Below are 19,660 nucleotides of genomic sequence, written 5' to 3'. Positions count from 1 at the left end.
AAGGAAGAGGAAGCCATGACTTTACGCGTTTCGGGAAAGAACATGGATGTCGGAGATGCCCTGCGCGGCAAGGCGCAGGACCATTTCGAGGCCGTCGTCGGGAAGTATTTCGATGGCGGTTATGACGGGCATCTGACCCTCACCCCCGATGGCATCGGCTTTCGCGCCGACTGCGTTGTGCACCTCGATTCGGGCGCAACGCTGCAGGCGAGTGCCAAGGGCGGCGACGCGACCAGCGCCTATGAATTGATGGCGCTCAACATCGAAAAGCGCCTGCGGCGCTACAACCGCAAACTCAAGCAGCGGCCACGCGGCGCCACCGGCGCGGGCGGAGACATGACCGTCCAATATACCGTGCTGGGCTCGGGCGATGAGCTCGACGAACTGGACGCCGACTACGCGCCGCCAGTGATTGCCGAGACCACCAAAAACCTGCGCCAGATGAGCGTTGAGGAGGCGGTTATGGACATGGATCTGAGCGGTGCCCAGGTTGTGATGTTCCGCCATGCTGGACATGGAGGGCTGAATGTGGTTTATCGCCGCCCTGACGGCAATATTGGCTGGATTGATCCGGCCCTCGGGACAAATTGATTACATCCCGCAGCCAAACTCAGCGAAGTTGATCTCAGGACAGAATTATGGAATTGGCCGATATCCTGGCTGAACGAGCAGTGCTTTCTTGCACCGCCGTGAAGACAAAACGCCAGTTGTTTGAAGATCTTGCGCAGCGCGCGGCAGAATTGACCGGACATCCGGCCGCCGACATTCTTGATGCGATCACCAGCCGTGAAGAACTGGGGTCCACCGGGCTGGGTAATGGCATCGCCATTCCCCACGGCAAGATTGCGGGGCTTGAAGGCGTTACCGCCCTGTTCGCCCGGCTCGACCACCCGATCGAATTCGATTCGGTGGACGATCAGCCGGTCGACATCGTGGTGATGCTGCTGGCCCCCACCGGGGCCGGCGCTGACCATCTCAAGGCCCTTTCGCGCGTGGCACGCCTGCTGCGCACCGAAAGCGTGGTCGAAGAGCTGCGCAGCGTCGATGATCCGGCCCGCCTGCGGGCGGTGCTGACCTCTTCAGACGCGGCCGACGTCGCAGCCTGATCTGTCCCTGAAATTCAAAGACCCTCGGACGCCTGGCGCCCGAGGGTCTTTTCATTGGCGGGGCAGTCGGCGCTAGTGCAGCGTCGCCATGCCCAAATTCTTGTCGCCCAGCCATTCTTCCACCGCGTCTTCGGTGTCGGTCACCAGCAGGGGCGTGCCATCGGCGGACATGACCAGCTGGTAGTCGGCGGTGTCGTCGAACTGGGTGTCCTTGATCATGGCGGACAGGATGGCGCCGCGGACCGGGCGCACATAGACCACTGCGTCACCGCCGAGCGCGGCGAACTGGGCGCGCGTCAACATCTTGAGCGGATGAACAAGCGCCTCTTCAGGGGCGTCGCTGTTTCGTTTTTCATACATCGGTCGGCCCTTTCCTCAAATTGAGCGAATATCGATACGTCGGGCGATCTTGGGCATCCGAGGACGCTCTACAGCAACAACGAGCATACCATGCCCTAAAGTTGCATCCTTCACGATCATGCCATCGGCCAGGAGGAAGGAACGCTGGAACTGCCTTGCGGCAATGCCGCGATGCAGGAACTCGCGTCCTGGTTCATCCTTCTGCTTGCCGCGGACAATGATCTGATTGTCCTCGGACAGAACCTCGAGTTCATGGGCGCCAAAGCCGGCGACGGCAATGGAGACCAGGAACCGTTCGGTGCCTTCGGCATCAACGGTGCGCTCGATATTATAGGGCGGGTAGCCGTCGGCGGACTTGGCCAGCCGGTCGACACGCTCCTCGAAGCTATCGAAGCCGAGGAGAAATGGGGCGGAAAACACCGAAATACGCGACATCCACGCCGTCCTTGAGTATCAAGCAACGTATCGGCGCGGACCCGTCAAAGCTTGGCATCGCGCGCCAGTTGCAGATATGGGACAAGCCAGTCTCCCGTTCAAGGGTGCAGCATGGACAGAACCGTCGCCGTCATCACGCCGGCCTGGAAGGCCCAGGATACCATCGTCCCCACGGTGCGCAGCGTGCTCGATCAGACCTATCCCGATTGGGAGCTGTGGCTGATCGCCGATGACGGCTTCGACTACGCCGAGTTCCTCGCCCAGGCCGGCATTGCCGATCCCCGCATCCGCTTCCTGTCGAGCGGCGGGCTGGGCCGCGGCGCCTCCAACACGCGCAATGTGGCGCTGGAGCAGATCCGCGCCCCCTACGCGGCCATCCTCGATGCCGATGACCGGCTCAAGCCCCGCAAGCTCGAACTGGCCGTCGCGGGCCTCGCCGATCACGCCATTGTGTCGACGGCGCTCGACGTGATGACCGACCGATTCGAGCACCTGCGTTATGTCGGGGCTGGCGCGGATGTGGTCTGCACCCCGGCCAGCCACAAATGGCTCAGCCTCTCGATGGATTCCATGCTGGTCTGGGATCGCCGCCGCGCCGATGGCCGCTACGATCCGACCATGAGCAACATGACCGATCTCGAATTCCTGCTGCAGCTCTACCGCACCGCCGGAACCTCGCTGCATCTGGGCACGCCGCTGCATGACTACATCAAGCGCGCCAGCTCGATGAGCAATGGCAAGAATGTCGCCGCCGGCATGATCGCCTCGAAGAGCGAGATCCTGCGCCGGCTGGAGACAGGCCATTATGGGCTGCCGCAGGCCGAGGTGGAGGGCGTCGCCGCCTTCCTCACCATTTCGCTTACCGCCGAGGCCGCCTACGAAGCCGCCCTCGCCGCCCGGCCCGGCCTGCTGTTCGAAGATCACCTCGAACCCATGCTGGCCAACCGCTAGCGCGTCTCAGGCCAGCAGGATTGCCACGATATCCTCGTGGATCGCCTGCCAGTCGGCATCGCTGAACGGGTGCAATCCAAAGCCGCGCAGCACGAAGGCGCCTTCGGTGGCCAACAGGGCCAGCCGGATGCGCCGGCCGGCCTCGGTCGTCATGTCGGCATGGGCAAACAGCTCGCGATAGAAGGCAACGCTGCTGGCGTGGTACTCCGGGGCGCGGATGAAACTGGCCATCAGAGCGATAGCCCTTGCATTCTCGCTCGCCTCTTCGCGCCGGTTGGCATCGACATGGGCCAGTACGGCGGCATTGGGCCGGTCGCCCGCGGCAGCCATATACTCGGCCACCATGCGCTCGTAATTGGCCACCACGCGCGCCATCATCGCCTCGATCAGCGCATCCTTGGTGGAATAGGCGTAGAGCACGCCGCCCTTGCTGACCCCGGCCTCCTTGGCCACGGCATCGATGGTCAGGCTCGACGGGCCATCGCGCAGCACCACCTGTTCGGCCGCATCGAGCAAGTGCCCCCGATCAATTGTCTGGCGGCGTCCCATTTTTACCCCTTTTCAGACCGTCCGGACGGATATATATCCGCCTCCCCTGCAACTCAATAGCGTAGATAATCGCCGAGAGGTCTTTGATGTCATCCCCCCGTAACCGCTGGCTGGTCCTGCTCGCCGTCATGATGGCCTTTGTGCCCATCGTGGTGGACATGACAATCCTGCATATCGCCGTGCCCTCGCTGACGCTGGCACTGGGCGCCACGGGCACCGAGATCTTGTGGATCATCGATATCTATCCGCTGATGATGGCGGGCCTGCTGGTCCCCATGGGGACGCTGGCCGACAAGATCGGCCACCGCCGCATGCTGCTGACCGGCCTCGCCATCTTCCTCCTCGCCTCGGTCGCCGCCGCCTTTGCCCCGAGCGCTGCCATGCTGATCGGCGCCCGCGTGGTGCTGGCGCTGGGCGCATCCATGGTCATGCCCTCCATCCTGGCCACCATCCGCCAGACGTTTGAGGATGGCCGCGAGCGCGCCATCGCGCTGGGCCTGTGGGGCACGGTCGGCTCGGCCGGTGCCGCGCTGGGCCCGCTGGCCGGTGGCGCCCTGCTCGAGCATTTCTGGTGGGGCTCGGTGTTTCTCATCAACGTGCCGGTCATGCTGGTGGTTTGGCCGCTGGTCTATTTTACCGTGCCGCGCCGCAAGCCGGCCGGCGGCGGAAACTGGACCATCGGACAGGCGCTGATCCTGATCGCGGGCCTGATCTCAACCGTCTATGCCATCAAGTCCGGCTTCAAGAGCGGCAGCTCGCTGGTGGTCACCGGCACGACGCTGCTCGCGGGCCTGGCCCTGCTGGCCTATTTCGCCCGCCAGCAACTGCGCTCGGCCTCGCCCATGCTCGATCTCGGCCTGTTCGCCCGCCCCGCCATCAGCATGGGCATGGTGATCGCGCTCGTCGTTTCGGGGTCGCTGGCCGGTGTGGAACTGACCATCGCCCAGGAGCTGCAATTCGTCGTCGGCCGCTCGCCGCTCGAAGCGGGCCTCTTCATGATGCCGCTGGTCATTGCCTCGGCGCTGGGCGGGCCGCTGGCCGGCTATCTCACCAGCATTGTCGGGCTGCGCGCCGTGGCCGTGCTGTCGCTGGCCGTGGCCGCAGCGAGCCTGGGCGGGCTCGGCCTCAGCGACTTCCACGATCCGGGCCTGGGGGTGATCGCGCTGATGGTGGCGCTGGGCTTTTCGCTCAGCGTCGGCCTCACCGCCTCATCGATCGCCATCATGGGCAGCGCCCCGATCGAAAAGGCCGGTGCCGCCGGCTCGCTCGAAGCTACCGGCTACGAACTGGGCGCGGGCCTGGGCATCACCTTCTTCGGCGTGCTGCTGACGGCCAGCTACAATGCCTCCATTCGCCTGCCGGCCGGCATCGCGGTGCCGGACAGCGCCAGCCATTCGATCGGCGAAACCATGACCGCCGCGAGCCAACTGGGCGGCTCCGACGGGGCAGCGCTGGCCGATGCGGCGCGTCTGGCCTTTTCCGACGCCCATGCGCTGGTGCTGCTCACCGCGGCCAGCCTGATCGGGCTCTTGTCCATCGGCGTGCTCTATGCGCTGCGCCACTATCAGGACCCAGCGCCCGGCACCGCTGCCCACTAGACGCAAAAAGGCCGGCCCCGGGGGCCGGCCTTTGACTGATGACTTGAGCTCAGCGCGCGTAGAGCGTGAGGCTGGTTTCGTCGCCACTGACCCCGACGATCTGGTCGAGCATGAAGCCCTGGCGCTCGATGCTGGCCAGCAGGTGGGGATTGTTCATGATGCGGGCCCGCACCGAGGTCACGTCATTGTCGATGGCGAGAAACCGGGCCTCGTTGGCATTGACCGTCAGCACGGTCGCGCCCCAGGCCGACTGGATGGCGCCAAGCGAATCGACATCCATGGTCTCGCTGGCATAGGTGCTGGAGACGCCGGCAAGCAGCGCAGCGGAGAGGGCAATGATCCTAAGCATGGTCATGATGAAGTCCTTTGTTGAAGCGGGTGATGGCTGCCTTCGGTTTCGAGCTCGAAAGAAAATACGGGGTGGCGGCCGAAAGAGTTTCAGCACGGCCCCGTCCCTCCCGGGGCTGCCGCATTGACGGCGGCGGTGGCGCGGCGCAACTATCGCCCGGCACCGGCCAGTCCCAACCCCCGCGCCATTCGAGCGGCGGCACGCGGTTGCGCAGACGGGCTTTGACCGGCAATGGGGAAGTCATGCTCAAGCACGATGGCGTCATCTGGCATACCGCGATCAGCCTCGACGGCTTTGCCGCCGACGTGAATGACAGCCTCGGCTTCATGATGGGTGGCGACCCCGGCCCGGTCGAAGGCGATGCGCTCGTCGATGAGGTCATGGCCAATATCGGCTGCACGCTGGGTGGCCGGCGCGGCTACGATATCTCGCTTGGCTGGGACGAAGTTCCCAAGGCCTATGGGCTCGACGACATTCCCGAATATGTCGTCACCCGTCGGCCGTTCCCCAACGATCCGCGCTACCTGTTCGCTGACGGCAACGACCTGCCCGCCGCCGTGGCGCAGGCAAAGGCGAAGGCCAATGGAAAAATGGTTGTCATTCTGGGGCCCACGCTGGGTTCGGCCCTGCTGCGCGCCAACCTTGTGGACCAGCTGTTCCTGCAGGTCGCGCCGGTGCTGATCGGCGCCGGCGTCAAGATTTTTGCCGATACTGGTGGCCTTCCCGTCGATCTTGAGCTCATTCATGCCAGCCGGTCGGGGCAAGGCGTCAATCTCGTCTACGAACCCCGGCGCAATTAGGCTGCGGGGCTTGCCACCTCGCCGGATTCCCCCTATAGAGCCCACTTCTCCGGATCGCCCGGCCAAAAGGCATGCCGTGGCGGTCTCTGAATGCGATGGGCCCAAATCCATCCGAACTACTCTAAAGGACCCGCAAAATGCCCAAGATGAAGACGAAGTCTGGCGCCAAAAAGCGCTTCAGCTTCACCGCGACCGGTCGCGTTAAGGCAGGCGTCGCAGGCAAGCGCCACCGCCTGATCAACCACAACGCAAAGTACATCCGCACCAACCGCGGCACCAAGATCCTGTCCAAGGGCGACGAGGGTCTGGTGAAGTGGTACATGCCGTACAACCGCTAACGCTGAAGGGAAGCTGACACATGTCACGCGTTAAAAGAGGCGTTACCAACCACGCCCGTCATAAGAAGGTTTTGAAGGCTGCAGAGGGCTATTATGGCCGCCGCAAGTCTACGATCCGTATCGCCAAGCAGGCCGTCGAAAAGGCCGGCCAGTACGCTTACCGCGACCGTCGCGTCAAGAAGCGCAACTTCCGCGCTCTGTGGATCCAGCGTATCAACGCAGCAGTGCGTGATTACGGACTGACCTATGGCCGATTTATCGACGGCCTCAGCAAGGCTGAGGTTGCCGTTGACCGCAAGGTGCTGAGCGATCTCGCGATCACCCAGCCCGAAGCGTTCGGCGTGCTGGTCGCCAAGGCCAAGGCAGCGCTTGCGTATCTCGAGCCCGTCGAAAAGACGACGCACGAGCGCATCTCCGCCTAACACTCCCCAGCTCTGCTGAGGTCAAATTGACGCCTTGCGCTGCCCCGAAAGGGCTGGCGCGGGGCGTTTTGTTTTGATCTAACCGCCGCACCGCATTCCCTGAGACCTCATGGCGAGCCTGCTGCTTGTCAAAGCACGAACCACGAGGTCGGTCACACCGAGCCTGCCACGGCCTTGTCCTTCGACAGGCTCAGGATGAGGCCTAATGAGAGTTTTCGATGTCCCTCGATAGCCAGATCGACACCCTCCGCGCCGAACTTTCGGCCGCCATCGCTGCCGCGACCGACGAAGCGGCCCTCGATACCGTGCGGGTTGCCGCCCTGGGTAAGAAGGGTAGCGTCTCGGCGCTGCTGGCTTCGCTCGGCTCCATGGCCCCCGAGGATCGCAAGAGCGCGGGCCCGGCCATCAACGGCCTCAAGGTGGAAATCTCCGGCCTGATCGAGACCAAGAGCGCCGCCCTCAAGGCCGCTGCGCTCGACGCGCGCCTCAAGGCCGAGACCGTCGACATCACCCTGCCGCTGCAGGCCGCCCCCACCGCGAAGGGCCGCATCCATCCGATTTCCCAGACCATCGACGAAATCACCGCGATCTTTTCGGACATGGGTTTCTCCATCGCCGAAGGTCCCGATATCGAGACCGACTATTACAACTTCACCGCGCTGAACTTCCCCGAAGGTCACCCGGCGCGTGAAATGCACGACACCTTCTTCATGAAGCCGGGCGCCGATGGCGTCAAAAAGGTGCTGCGCACCCACACCTCGCCGGTGCAGATGCGCGTCATGCAGAAGTCCAACGAAAAGCCTGCCGCCAGCTACCTGACCCCGCGCATGGATCCGCCGATCCGCGTGGTCATTCCCGGCCGCACGTATCGCAATGACTCAGACCAGACCCACACCCCGATGTTCCATCAGGTGGAAGGCCTCGTCATCGACAAGTCCTCCCATATCGGCCAGCTGCGCTGGGTGCTCGAGGAATTCCTCAAGGCCTATTTCGAGGTGCCCAACGTCACCCTGCGCTTCCGCCCCAGCTTCTTCCCGTTCACCGAGCCGTCGATGGAAGTCGACGTGCAGTGCGATCGCTCGGGCAATGAGGTCAAGATCGGCGAAGGCAATGACTGGCTGGAAATCCTGGGCTGCGGCATGGTCCACCCCAATGTCATTGCCAATGCCGGGCTCGACCCCGACGTCTACCAGGGCTTTGCCTGGGGCATGGGGATCGATCGCATAGCCATGCTGAAATACGGCATGCCGGACCTGCGCGCCTTCTTCGACGGCGACCAGCGCTGGCTCGACCATTACGGCTTCCGTCCCCTCGACCTGCCGACCCTGTTCGGCGGACTGTCGAGCTAACAATGGCCGCTCTCCCGCCCCACTATGCCAATGCCGTCACGTTCAGCTTCGGGGATTCCCCGGAGCTGGCCGATGAATTGCTCGCGCTGGTGCTGGCGGGCAAGAAGACGGCCACCTGCGGCGCGGTTCGCGATTTCGGCGACAAGGAACCCCTGCCGGTCCCCGGTCGGCGCGATGTGGTGCTGAACGGGGCGGGCGAGCCCGCCTGCGTCATCGAAACGCTCTCGGTCGAGATCATGCGCTTCGACGAGGTCACCTCTGCCTTCAGCGATCTCGAAGGCGAGGGCCCCTATGCCAAGTGGCGCGCCGAGCACGAGGCCTATTTCGCCCGCAATGGCGGCTATGATCCCGCGATGGAGCTAGCCTGCGAGCGCTTCAAACTGGTGGAAGTGCTGCCCGCCGGGCGGCCGCTCTACAATCGCGTGGCGACGCCGATCTTCATCGTCACCGATATCGAAAGCGACGGGCCCACGCCGCTGCACAATTCCATGCTGAGCTTTGCCTCGGTGGCCATCGCGGCCGACGGCACGCCCCATGGCGAGTTCGAAGCCCAACTTCTGCAGCGCCCCGATCGCACCACCAATGAGCAGACCATGGCTTGGTGGGCGACCCAGCCCGAAGCCTGGGCGGCGGCCACCACCGATGCCGAAGAGCCCGCCGTCGTCATGCCGCGCTTTGCCGATTGGGTGGACAGCCTGCCCGGCCCGAAAGTCTTCGTCGCCGCGCCGATGATCTTTGATGGCTTGTGGATGGACCACTATCTCGATGAGTTCGCCGGCACCCGCGTCTTGAGCGGGCCGTTCAAGAGCCGCCAGATTTTCCGTGGGGGCGGCGTCTGCCTCTATACCATGGCCGGAACCCTGCGCGGCGCGCCCTATCTCGATTGGGGCATGAGCAAGCTGCCGGCCGAATTTTACGGGCACATCGCCCACACCCACAAAGCCATCGATGATGCCCGCGGCTTTGCCAATGTCCTCGTCGAACTGTTCAAAATCTCTTCTGCGCTGCCTGCCATCACCGGCTCCGCCAGCGACTTCCGTTAAAGGCCGATAAAATGAAGTTCACCCTCGACTGGCTCAAGGAACACCTCGATACCGAAGCGTCGGCCGACACTATCGGCAAGACGCTGACCATGATCGGCCTCGAACTTGAAGGCGTGGAAGATCAGGGCGCCGCGCTCAGCGCCTTCGTCACCGCCCATATCGTCTCGGCCGAACAGCATCCCAATGCCGACAAGCTGCGCGTCTGCAAGGTCGATGCCGGCACCGGCGAGTTGATCGACGTGGTCTGCGGCGCCCCCAATGCGCGCACGGGCCTCAAGTCCGTCTTCGCCTTCCCCGGCACCTATATCCCGGGCAAGGACATGACCATCGGCAAGGGCAATATCCGCGGCCAGGTTTCCAATGGCATGCTGTGCTCCAATGCCGAGCTCGAACTCAGCAACGACCATGACGGCATTATCGAGTTGCCCGAGGACACCCCGGTCGGCATGAAGTATGTCGATTTCGCCGGCATTGATGGCGTGGTGTTCGACATTTCCATCACCCCCAATCGCGGCGACGCGACGGGCGTTTATGGCATTGCGCGCGATCTCGCGGCCTTCGGCCTGGGCACGCTCAAGACCACCGACATGAGCCCGGTGCCCTCTGCCGGCCCCAGCCCCATCGCCGCCCTGCCGCACCAGTTTGCCGCCGACGAGCCCAAGGCAGTCCGCAATTTCGGCGGCCGTCTGATCAAGGGCGTCAAGAACGGCCCCTCGCCCGAATGGCTGCAGCAGCGCCTGCGCGCCGTGGGCCTCAGGCCCGTCAACGCCATCGTCGACATCACCAACCTGGTGTCGCTTGGCTGGGGCCGGCCGCTGCACGCCTATGACGCCGACAAACTCCAGGGCCAGCCGGTGCTGCGCAATGCCCGCGCCGGGGAAACGCTCGACGCGCTCGACAACAAGATCTACCCGCTCGATTCGAGCATGACCATCATCGCCGACGATGCTGGCCCGCTGTGCCTGGGCGGCGTGATGGGCGGAATCCGCTCCAGCTCGACCGACGACACCGTCAACGTCTTCATGGAATGCGCCAGCTGGGATCCGGAACTGGTCGCCCGCACCGGCCGCAAGACCGGCATCGTCTCGGATGCCCGCTACCGCCTCGAACGCAATGTCGATCCGGCCCTCACCGAGCCGGGCCTCGAACTCGCCACCCGCCTCGTGCTGGAGCTGTGCGGGGGCGAGCCGATGCAGCCGGTCTTCTCCGGCGCGGACGTCTACCTCAATACGGTGGTGGATTTCCCGCTGGCCGAAGTGCGCCGCCTGACCGGGCTCGACGTGCCCGCCGACCGCATTCGCGACATTCTCGAGCGCCTCGGCTTCCAGCCGGTCGTCACGCAGGCCACCATGGCGGCCGATGACGGGGTCAAGGTCTGGGGCGTCAAAGTGCCGAGCTGGCGCCCCGACGTCACCCAGAAGGCCGACCTCGTCGAAGAGGTGATGCGCATGGTGGGCGTGGACAATATCCCCGTCGAGCCGCTGCCGCGCCTCAACCACGTCGCGCCGCGCATGCTGACCGCGATCCAGAACCGCCGCCGCATTGCCCGCCGCGCGCTCGCCGCCCGGGGTCTGGACGAGGCTGTCACCTGGTCGTTCATTTCCCATGACGAGGCCACCCAGTTCGGCGGCGGCAGTGAAGCGCTGCAGCTGGCCAATGCCATTGCCTCCGACATGACCGACATGCGCCCCTCGCTACTGCCGGGCCTGCTCGCCGCCGCGCGCCGCAATGCCCATCGCGGCATTCCCGATCTCGGCCTGTTCGAAGTCGGCCAGGTGTTCCTCAGCGATGCGCCCGAAGGCCAGCACACCTATGCATCGGGCATTCGCACCGGCACCGCCAAGCTGGGTGGCGCCGGCCGCCACTGGACCGGCAAGGCCGAGGCCGTGGGCGTGTTCGACGCCAAGGCCGACCTTGCCGCCGCGCTCGACGCCCTGGGCTATGATATCGACAAGATGCAGGTCCTGGCCGAACCCGCCGCCTGGAGCCATCCGGGCCGCGGCGGCCGCGTCGCGCAGGGTCCCAAGACCCTCGCCTGGTTCGGCGAGCTGCACCCCGCCTGGGCCAGCAAGCTCGATATCGACGGCCCCGTCGCGGCCTTCGAGATCGACCTCGACGCCCTGCCCGAGCCGCGCAAGAAGGCCACGCGCACCAAGCCGGCCCTCGACCTGTCGGCCCTGATGCCCTTGAGCCGCGACTTCGCCTTCGTGGTCGACAAATCCGTCACTGCCGCCGCCATCCTCCGCGCCGCCCGTGGTGCCGACAAGGCGCTGATCAAGGACGTGACCGTGTTCGACGTGTTCGAAGGCGCCCATGTTGGGGAAGGCAAGAAGTCCGTCGCCATCGCGGTGACCCTGCAGCCGACCGACAAGACGCTGACCGACGAAGACATCGAAAAAGTCTCCTCCGCCATCATCGCCGCCGTCACCAAGACCAGCGGCGGCGTCCTGCGGACCTAAGTACTCTCTCCCCACCCACCGCACTCTCCCTCCCCCCTGTGGGGAGGGAAAGCGAGATAGGACTTAGCGCCAGCTAAGTCCGTCATCGAGCAGGGTGGGGGTACGGGAGCCCCGATATCGGAGCCAACCCACCCCCACCCTTGATCCCTCCCCACAAGGGGGAGGGAGTCGACTGCAAATGCTGGGGCAGCCAACTGAGAGCGCCAACAGCGCCCCCCGCCCTTGCCTTCCCCCACCCCACCCGCTCATATCCCCCCATGAGTGAGACACCCCGATTCCCCGACGTGATGCTGCTGGCTGCGGGCCTGGGCACGCGGATGCGGCCCATCACCGAAACCATGCCCAAGCCGCTGGTGCCGGTGGCCGGAATCCCCCTCATCGAACGCATCATGGCCAGTGCGCAGGCCGAGGGCGCCAAGCGTTTCGTGGCCAATGCGCATTACCGCGCCGACCAGATCCTCGCCCATTTCGGCGGCCTGCTGAAGGTCAGCCGCGAGGAGGAATTGCTGGGCACCGGCGGCGGGGTGAAGCGGGCTTTGCCCATGCTGCATTCGGACCCGATCCTGGTGATGAATACCGATGCCTTCTGGCCCGCCGGCAGTGACGCCCCGCTCGCGCGGATGATCGCGCGCCATACCGGCCCCGAGGACATCATCCTGCTCTGCGTGCACCCGCGCAACGCCACCGGCTTCGGGCGCAGCCACGATTTCTGCCTATCGCCGCGCGGCGAGATCACCCGCGATTATGGCGCTCCCGTCATCTATGCCGGCGTCGCCCTGCTCGGCAAAGCCCTCTTCGCAGACACGCCCGACGGCGCCTTCTCGCTCAACGACCTGTTCGAGGCCGCCTTGGAGCGGGAAACCCTGCACGGAGTGGTGCTGGACGCGCCCTGGTTCCATGTCGGCGATCCCGCCGCCCTGGCCGAAACCGAGCGGTTGCTGGCCCAATGACGTTTTTCACCATCGCGCCCCATGTCCGGTTTCTGTCCGTCCTCGCCGACAAGGTGATGGATGGCACGTTGCTGGCCGGCTGGGATCGCAGCCAACCCTTCTGGCTGAGCGACGTGACCATTGTGGTGCCAACACGCCGCGCGCGCCTCGCGCTAGCCGATGCCTTTGCCAAACATCCCGACAATCGGGGTCTGCTGCCCGATATCCGCACGTTTGGCGGCGAGAGCGAGGACGAGGAGCCATTCCTGCCGCCCTTCGATGCGCCCGCCACGCTGCCCCCCGCCAGCCCGCTGGAGCGGCGGCTGGTGCTGTCGAGCCTCGTCGCGGCCTGGGCCAATTCGCCCGCCGGGCAGCGCGCCTTTTCGAGCCCGCCCACGGCCGGGGAAATTCTCTCCATGGCCGATTCGCTCGGCCTGCTCATCGATGACCTGCTGACCGAGGAGCGCAGCCCCGCCGATATCCGCTCCATCGTGCCCGAAATGGCGGCCGGGCTTGGCGAATACTGGCAGCAGACCCTGTCCTTCCTCGATATCGCCCTCACCTATTGGCCCGAGCGCCTGCGCGCTCGCAACCTGGCCGACATGGTGGCGCTGCGCGGCCAGCGGCTCGACCGGCAGGCCATGGCGGCGCCCCTCGTCTATGGCGACCGCCCGGTGATTGCGGCGGGCTCCACCGGCTCGATTCCCGCCACCGCGCGCCTGCTCAAGGCCATTCACGACTTGCCGCGCGGCGCCGTGGTGCTGCCGGGGCTCGACAAGGGGCTCGATCAATCCGATCACGCCGCCCTGCTCGACCCCGCCAACAATCCGCACAGCCACCCGCAATATGGTCTGGCGCGGCTGCTGGCGGGCCTGGGCCTTTTGATCGAGGACGTGACCGAGCTGGCCCCCGAGGTCGCGCCCCGCACCCTGCTGGTCAATCGCGCGCTGGCCCTCACCAAGCATACCGCCCGCTGGGCCACCACCCGCCTCTCCCCCGAGGAACTGGAGGCCGCCAGCCAGGGTCTCACCGTCATCCGCGCCCGCAACGAGGACGAAGAGGCCCGCGCCATCGCGCTGGCCGCCCGCGATGCCCTGTCGCGGCGCAAGAGCGTCGGCATCGTCACGCCCGACCGCAACCTCGCCCGCCGCATTGCCGCCGAGCTGCAGCGCTTCGATATCGTGGTCGATGACGCCGCCGGCGTGCCGCTGTTCCAGTCGCCGGCCGGCCGCCTGCTGCGCCAGGTGCTGACGCTGGCCGCCAATGATTGCATGCCGGTCGATCTCATTTCGCTGCTGCGCAACCGCTCTGCGCGGTTCGGGCTATCCCGCGGCGCCCTCACCCGGCTGGCCGATCTGGTTGAGCTGGGCCTGTTGCGCGGGCAGCGGGCCAATCCCGGCATTGCCGGCCTGCGCGTCCTGCTCGCCGCCAATCTCGACGGCACGACCAAATATCCCGCCCGCCGCCTCACCCCCGATGATGGCCGCGCCATCGATGACCTGCTGACCCGCATCAAAACCGCCATTCAGCCGCTGCGCAGCCTGATGGCCCAGCCGCTGATCGATTCCAGCACCTTCGCCGCCGCGCTCAGCGCCGCCCTGGCCGTGGTCGCCGAAGGCGCCGAGCTTCCCGGCCGCAAGGAGCTCAATGACTGGGCCGGGCAGATGGCCGCCCAGGCCGGCGAGGGGCATCGCTTCGCCCCGTTCCAGCTCGATGGCGTTCTCGCCGCCCTGCTCACTGGCTTCCAGGTGCGCAGCCACGAGGAGCATCGCGACGATATCGCCATCTGGGGGCAGCTCGAAGCCCGCCTGATGCATCCGGACCTGTTGATCCTCGCTGCCCTCAACGAAGACAAGTGGCCCGAACCGGCCGATCCCGGCCCCTGGCTCAGCCGGGGCATGCGCCTCGCCGCCGGGCTGCAGCCACCCGAGCGGTTGCAGGGTCTCGCGGCCCACGATTTCGCGCAGGGGATGGGCAGCCAGGAGGTTATCGTCACCTATGCCGACCGCGTTGGGGCGAGCCCGGCCATCGCGTCGCGCCTGATGCAGCGGCTCGAAGCCTTCGCGGGCAAGAAATCTGCAAGAAATTGGCAAGCATGCGGCAAGGCATGGCTTGAACAGGCGCGCCGCATCGACGCCGTCGAATCCACGGTTCCGGCGCAACGCCCCCTGCCAAATCCCCCGGCGATCCAGCGCCCGCGCGCCCTCAGCGTCACCGAAATCGAAACGCTGATGCGTTCGCCCTACGATATCTACGCCAAGCACGTCTTGCGACTTCGCCCGCTCGATCCGCTGGGTGAAGCACCCGATGCCCGCGAGCGCGGCACCATCATCCACGACATTTTCGGCACGTTTATCGAGGCGGGCCATGCGGTTATGGCGCCCGACGCGCTGAATATCCTCAATGCCATCGCGCGAGAGAAATTCGCCGGGCTCGACGCCATTGCCGAGCGCCGCGACATCTGGCTGCGCCGTTTCTCCACCGCCGCCCAGCAGTTCCTCGACTTCGAGCGCGCAAGAGAAGTGCTGGTAAAACAACGACATGCCGAGATCGACGGCCGCTGGACGCTGATGCTCAGCGAGGATTTCACCCTCAGCGGCCGCGCCGACCGCGTCGACCAGCTCCGCGACGGCACGCTCGAGATCATCGACTTCAAGACCGGCTCCCCCCCCTCCAAGGGCACCATGCAAGCCTTTGAGGCGCCTCAATTATTGCTCGAAGCGCAGATGGGGCGGGCCGGCAAGCTCGACGGGATCGGCTCGGCCACCACCTCGGCGCTGACCTATATCAAGGTCGGGCTGGGCCCCGATGCGTTCATTCCAAAACCCTTCATTCCCGCCGAGGGCTTTGACATCATGGATGCCGCAGACGAAATTTCTCAACGCATGCAACGACATGTCGAGCATTTCCTGCTTCGCGACACCCCCATGCCGTCGCGCCTGATGCCGCTGGCCGGGCAGCGCTTTGCCGGCAGCTACGATCACCTGGCCCGCGTCGCCGAATGGACCGCTGTCGATGGCGAGGAGGCCGGCGAATGAGCGAACGCGGCCTTCTCAAGATCCCCTACGATACCAGCCAGCACCAGCGCCGCGCCGCCGATCCCGCCTGGTCGATCTGGGTGTCGGCCAATGCCGGATCGGGCAAAACCTTCGTGCTAACCCGCCGGGTGCTGCGGCTGCTGCTCGCCGGCGTCGAGCCGCAGGCCATCCTGTGCCTGACCTATACCAAGGCCGCGGCGGCCGAAATGCGCCGCCGCGTGGCCGATGCGCTGGCACTGTGGGCCGTGGCTGACGAGCCTGCGCTCGACAAGGCGCTCATCGATATTGAGGGTGAGGGCTATCCCCATTCCCTGCGCGAGCGGGCGCGGACCCTGTTTGCCCGGGCGCTCGAAACGCCGGGCGGGCTCAAGATCGTCACCATCCATGCCTTCTGCGAATCGGTGCTGCATCGGTTTCCGCTTGAGGCGCGGGTGCCCTATGACTTCTCTGTCATCGAGGATGACGAGCGTGCCGCGCTACTGCTCTCGGCACGAGAAACTGTTATGGCGCAAGGCATTGGCATAGCCGGTGCCGTTGAAACGCTGTTCGAGACCCTGAGCGACGAGCAGATCCGCACCGCCATCGACGCGGCTTTGGCCGATGGCCGCAAGCTCAAGACCGTGCTGACCGATCCCGCCCGCGCCCGCGCCAACCTGCAAAAGCTGGCGGGCGGCACGCGATCGGCGCTGGACCTGACGCAGGCGATCATCAGCGAGCGGCTGGTGGGGAGCGCCGAACTGGTGCGCCTGTTTGCCATCTGCCCGCCCAAGGGGGGCAATCGCAGCCTGCAGGACAAGCTCGCCGCCCTCGATCCGGCCGCGCCGGCGCCCGAAGGCTGGCTGCGCGCCTTCCTCACCGCCGAAGATGCCGTGCCCGCGCGCTTCCCGGTGAAGGCGGTGACGACGGCCGATCCGGACCTGGCCAATATCCTGGTTGCCGAGGCCAAACGGCTGGCCACCCTTGCCGAGGCGCGGCAGGCGGCGCGGCTCATCGAGCGCAGCCATGCCCTGCTCGATATCGTGACGGCGGTTGCCAAGCACTATGAGGCCCGCAAGCGCGCGCGTTCCCTGCTCGACTTTGACGACCTCGTGGAAAAGCTGGCCGACCTCTTCGAGCACGAATCGGGGGAGTGGGTCCGCTACAAGCTCGATGCCGGGATCGACCACATTCTGGTGGACGAAAGCCAGGACACCAATGGCGAGCAGTGGCGCGTGGTCAAAGCCATTACGGGCGATTACTTCGCCGGGGATGGCGCCGTGACCCGGCCGCGCTCGCTGTTTGCCGTGGGCGACCAGAAGCAGTCGATCTATTCGTTCCAGGGGGCCGAGCCGGCGCTGTTCGGCGATACCGGGCGCAGCTATGGCAAGCTGGCGGAGCAGGTTGAGGCACCCTTCGAACTGGTGCCGCTGCGGACCAGCTTCCGCACGCTTCCCGAAATTCTCGATGCGGTCGACCTGGTCAGCGCCAATCCGGCGATCCAGGCGGCCCTGCTCGAATCCGAGCCGGTGCATCACGACACTGCACGCACCATGCGCGGCGGCAGCGTGACGCTGTGGCCGCCGGTGCAGCAGGCCTCGGACGACGCGCCGGGCGCCGAATGGCCGACCACCGCACTCGAAACCGAACGCACCGCGCCGCGCCAAGTGGCCGAGCGGATCGCGCGCGAGATCGCCGGCTGGATTGCCGACAAGCGCCCCCTCACCGGGCGCGGCCGCGCCATCACTGCCGACGACGTGCTGATTCTGGTGCAGTCGCGCGGACCGCTGTTCCAGGAAGTGATCCGGGCCCTGCGGCTGGCGCATCTGCCGACCCCCGGCGCCGACCGGCTCAAGGTGACCGGCCATATTGCCGTGATGGATATGCTGGCGCTGTGCGACGTGCTGCTCAATCCAGGCGACGACCTGCAACTGGCCTCGGTGCTGCGCTCGCCGCTGTTTGATGTGGATGAGGACGGGCTGCATGCGCTGGCCCAGCCGCGCGGCAGGGGCGAGACGCTGTGGCAGGCGCTTGGCCATTGCGCCGTGCCCAGCTGCGGGGAGGCCTATGAGCGGCTGACGCGCTGGCGAAGCGAGCTCGACTTCGAGCGTCCCTATGAGTTTCTGGCGCAGGTGCTTTATGCCGAAGGCGGCCTCAAGCGGTTTCACGCCCGGCTGGGCACGGAAGTCGATGACGTGCTGGCTGAACTCCTGGCGCTGGCGCTGGACCATGAACAGGGTCAACAGCCATCGCTGCAGGGCTTTGTTACCGGCATGCGGCAGCGGCAGGGCAGCATCAAGCGCGAACTGCCCGAGGCGGGCGGCGGCGTGAGGGTGATGACCGTGCATGGCGCCAAGGGCCTTGAGGCCCCGATCGTCATTCTCGCTGACGCCACCAGCAAGCCGCGCATGCAGATGGTGGGCAAGCCGGTCTATGTGATCGCCGAGGCGCCGGGCCCGCTGCTGATTCATGCCAGCGGCACGGCGGGGCATCTCGATGTCACGCTGCCGCTCAAGCAGACGGTGGACGACAATATTCTCGCCGAATATTGGCGCCGGCTCTATGTGGGCATGACGCGCGCCGAGGACGAGCTCTATGTCACCGGGGCGCTGACGCCGGGTTCCGACGCCGCCAAGCAGCTGGCCGGCAGCTGGTATGACGTGATCGAGACCGCCTTGCGCGCCCTGGGGGAAAGCCAGGTCAACGAGGATGGCGGGGAAGTCGCGCTGGTCTATCCGCGTGAACGGATCGCCCCCCTGCCGGCGGGCACCGTGCACCCCATGGCACCGCATACTGACCCGCCCCTGGCGCTGGATGCCGTGGCCTGGCACCCCGCCCCGGCCATCGTTTCGCCCTCGACCGCGCGCGGGCATGTGGCGCCGATGCAGGCGCTGGACAGCCTTGCCGAGCAGGTGCGCGACGCCGACCTGGCGCGCCGGGAGGGCATTGCCCTGCATGCCCTGCTGCAGCATCTGGGGCGGATCGACCCTGCCCTGTGGCCCGTCGTGGTGACCAAGGCGCTTGAGGCCCTGCTGCCCAGTGCCCCCGAGCACCACCAGCGCATCGGCGACAAGGCCATGTCGATCCTGGCGCAGCCGGACCTGCAGGCCATGTTCGGCCCGGGCAGCCGGGCCGAAGTGCCGTTCCTGGTCGAGGCGATCCGGGATGGGGAAGATGTGCGCCTCGCCGGCCGCATCGACCGGCTGGTGATTGACGACTCGGGTGTAACAGTGGTCGACTACAAGTCCGACGCATCGGTGCCCACCTCTCCGGCGGATGTGCCGGGGAACTATCTTTCCCAGCTCGGATTATATGCGTTGGTTGCAGGTCAGCTTTTCCCCGGACGGCCCGTGCGTGCGGCGGTACTATGGACACGACTGGAATCATTGATGTTTCTGCCGCCAGAATTGCTGGCGTCAGCCACAAAGGGCTTCACCATGCGGTGACTCCACTTGCGCCGATGCTGGACTCTTCCCAGCTTTAGGCGCACAGAGACCGCCGCTTTCAACCCAAAGGCAAATACCATGACGACTCACGTTTCCGACGCCACCTTCGGCGAGGAAGTTCTCAACTCCAAGGAGCCCGTTCTCGTGGACTTCTGGGCAGAGTGGTGCGGGCCATGCCGCGCGATCGCACCCGTGCTCGACGAGCTTTCGACTGAGCTGGCCGGCAAGGTCAAGATCGTCAAACTCAACGTCGACGACAATCCGGGTACCGCCAGCAAGTATGGCGTGCGCTCCATTCCGACCATGATCCTGTTCAAGGGCGGTGAAGCCGCCGACATGAAAATCGGTGCCGGCACCCCCAAGGCGGGCCTGGCCAAGTGGCTCGAGGGCCATTCGGCCTAATTCGACCCGATCGATCTGACACACCGCTGGGGCAACCCGGCGGTGTTTTTTTTGTGCCCAACGCCGCGCGCGTCCGGTGCAAAAATCCCGCTTTCGCCGCTCCGTGGCGG

18 protein-coding genes are annotated in these 19,660 nt (G+C 65.7%); 14 read left to right on the top strand and 4 right to left on the bottom strand.

Annotated elements, in window-relative coordinates:
• Window positions 1-15 precede the first annotated feature (15 nt).
• Both ACZ5WT_RS06465 and ACZ5WT_RS06460 read left to right on the top strand, forming a co-directional pair.
• Entirely contained in the window at window positions 16-591 is a 576-nt protein-coding gene (locus ACZ5WT_RS06465; protein ID WP_464286557.1) for a ribosome hibernation promotion factor, read from the top strand.
• A 47-nt stretch (window positions 592-638) separates the two neighbouring features.
• Entirely contained in the window at window positions 639-1,106 is a 468-nt protein-coding gene (locus ACZ5WT_RS06460) for a PTS sugar transporter subunit IIA (protein WP_464286556.1), read from the top strand.
• A gap of 72 nt (window positions 1,107-1,178) precedes the next feature.
• On the opposite strand, the gene ACZ5WT_RS06455 is transcribed toward ACZ5WT_RS06460, so the two are convergent.
• Both ACZ5WT_RS06455 and ACZ5WT_RS06450 read right to left on the bottom strand, forming a co-directional pair.
• Entirely contained in the window at window positions 1,179-1,466 is a 288-nt protein-coding gene (locus tag ACZ5WT_RS06455) for a DUF1150 family protein (RefSeq protein WP_464286555.1), read from the bottom strand.
• A 15-nt stretch (window positions 1,467-1,481) separates the two neighbouring features.
• Entirely contained in the window at window positions 1,482-1,901 is a 420-nt protein-coding gene (locus ACZ5WT_RS06450) for an Hsp20 family protein (protein WP_464286554.1), read from the bottom strand.
• Between the two features lie 111 nt (window positions 1,902-2,012).
• Here ACZ5WT_RS06450 and ACZ5WT_RS06445 point away from each other — a divergent pair, with 111 nt between their 5' ends.
• On the top strand, window positions 2,013-2,852 hold the full coding sequence (locus tag ACZ5WT_RS06445) for a glycosyltransferase family 2 protein (protein ID WP_464286553.1): 840 nt from the start codon (window positions 2,013-2,015) through the stop codon (window positions 2,850-2,852).
• A 6-nt stretch (window positions 2,853-2,858) separates the two neighbouring features.
• Here the strand turns inward: ACZ5WT_RS06445 and ACZ5WT_RS06440 are convergent, their stop codons facing one another.
• The gene (locus tag ACZ5WT_RS06440) at window positions 2,859-3,401 is read right to left on the bottom strand and encodes a TetR/AcrR family transcriptional regulator (protein WP_464286552.1); all 543 of its coding nucleotides are present in this window, start codon (window positions 3,399-3,401) and stop codon (window positions 2,859-2,861) included.
• Window positions 3,402-3,487: 86 nt separating this feature from the next.
• Between ACZ5WT_RS06440 and ACZ5WT_RS06435 the strand changes: the two genes are divergently transcribed.
• The gene (locus ACZ5WT_RS06435; protein ID WP_464286551.1) at window positions 3,488-4,999 is read left to right on the top strand and encodes an MFS transporter; all 1,512 of its coding nucleotides are present in this window, start codon (window positions 3,488-3,490) and stop codon (window positions 4,997-4,999) included.
• Window positions 5,000-5,048: 49 nt separating this feature from the next.
• On the opposite strand, the gene ACZ5WT_RS06430 is transcribed toward ACZ5WT_RS06435, so the two are convergent.
• On the bottom strand, window positions 5,049-5,354 hold the full coding sequence (locus ACZ5WT_RS06430) for a hypothetical protein (RefSeq protein WP_464286550.1): 306 nt from the start codon (window positions 5,352-5,354) through the stop codon (window positions 5,049-5,051).
• A 26-nt stretch (window positions 5,355-5,380) separates the two neighbouring features.
• Here ACZ5WT_RS06430 and ACZ5WT_RS06425 point away from each other — a divergent pair, with 26 nt between their 5' ends.
• The 10 genes from ACZ5WT_RS06425 (at window position 5,381) to trxA (ending at window position 19,550) form a co-directional block, all read left to right on the top strand.
• Window positions 5,381-6,148, top strand: coding sequence for a dihydrofolate reductase family protein (locus ACZ5WT_RS06425; protein ID WP_464286549.1), 768 nt, complete (start codon window positions 5,381-5,383; stop codon window positions 6,146-6,148).
• Window positions 6,149-6,285: 137 nt separating this feature from the next.
• Window positions 6,286-6,486: a 50S ribosomal protein L35 gene (rpmI, locus tag ACZ5WT_RS06420; protein WP_035099236.1), complete on the top strand. Its 201-nt coding sequence runs from the start codon at window positions 6,286-6,288 to the stop codon at window positions 6,484-6,486.
• A 20-nt stretch (window positions 6,487-6,506) separates the two neighbouring features.
• The gene (rplT, locus tag ACZ5WT_RS06415) at window positions 6,507-6,908 is read left to right on the top strand and encodes a 50S ribosomal protein L20 (protein ID WP_303987126.1); all 402 of its coding nucleotides are present in this window, start codon (window positions 6,507-6,509) and stop codon (window positions 6,906-6,908) included.
• A gap of 218 nt (window positions 6,909-7,126) precedes the next feature.
• On the top strand, window positions 7,127-8,257 hold the full coding sequence (gene pheS / locus ACZ5WT_RS06410) for a phenylalanine--tRNA ligase subunit alpha (RefSeq protein ID WP_464286548.1): 1,131 nt from the start codon (window positions 7,127-7,129) through the stop codon (window positions 8,255-8,257).
• A 2-nt stretch (window positions 8,258-8,259) separates the two neighbouring features.
• Window positions 8,260-9,300 carry an ASCH domain-containing protein gene (locus ACZ5WT_RS06405; protein WP_464286547.1) on the top strand — a complete coding sequence of 347 codons (1,041 nt, stop codon included), beginning with the start codon at window positions 8,260-8,262 and terminating at the stop codon, window positions 9,298-9,300.
• Between the two features lie 11 nt (window positions 9,301-9,311).
• Window positions 9,312-11,759 carry a phenylalanine--tRNA ligase subunit beta gene (gene pheT, locus ACZ5WT_RS06400; RefSeq protein ID WP_464286546.1) on the top strand — a complete coding sequence of 816 codons (2,448 nt, stop codon included), beginning with the start codon at window positions 9,312-9,314 and terminating at the stop codon, window positions 11,757-11,759.
• A gap of 257 nt (window positions 11,760-12,016) precedes the next feature.
• Complete coding sequence (locus ACZ5WT_RS06395; protein WP_464286545.1) at window positions 12,017-12,709, top strand: nucleotidyltransferase family protein; 693 nt, start codon at window positions 12,017-12,019, stop codon at window positions 12,707-12,709.
• On the top strand, window positions 12,706-15,726 hold the full coding sequence (addB, locus tag ACZ5WT_RS06390) for a double-strand break repair protein AddB (protein WP_464286544.1): 3,021 nt from the start codon (window positions 12,706-12,708) through the stop codon (window positions 15,724-15,726). Before ACZ5WT_RS06395 ends, addB begins: the two co-directional genes overlap by 4 nt.
• Window positions 15,723-19,148 (top strand): double-strand break repair helicase AddA, encoded by a 3,426-nt coding sequence (gene addA / locus ACZ5WT_RS06385; RefSeq protein WP_464286543.1) that lies wholly within the window; start codon window positions 15,723-15,725, stop codon window positions 19,146-19,148. Before addB ends, addA begins: the two co-directional genes overlap by 4 nt.
• Window positions 19,149-19,226: 78 nt before the next feature.
• The gene (gene trxA / locus ACZ5WT_RS06380; protein WP_464286542.1) at window positions 19,227-19,550 is read left to right on the top strand and encodes a thioredoxin; all 324 of its coding nucleotides are present in this window, start codon (window positions 19,227-19,229) and stop codon (window positions 19,548-19,550) included.
• Window positions 19,551-19,660: the final 110 nt, after the last annotated feature.

It is taken from the genome of Devosia sp. T2-14, assembly GCF_055397495.1.
The sequence above is the reverse complement of the archived record's forward strand: the minus strand, read 5'-3'. Positions and strand labels throughout refer to the sequence as shown.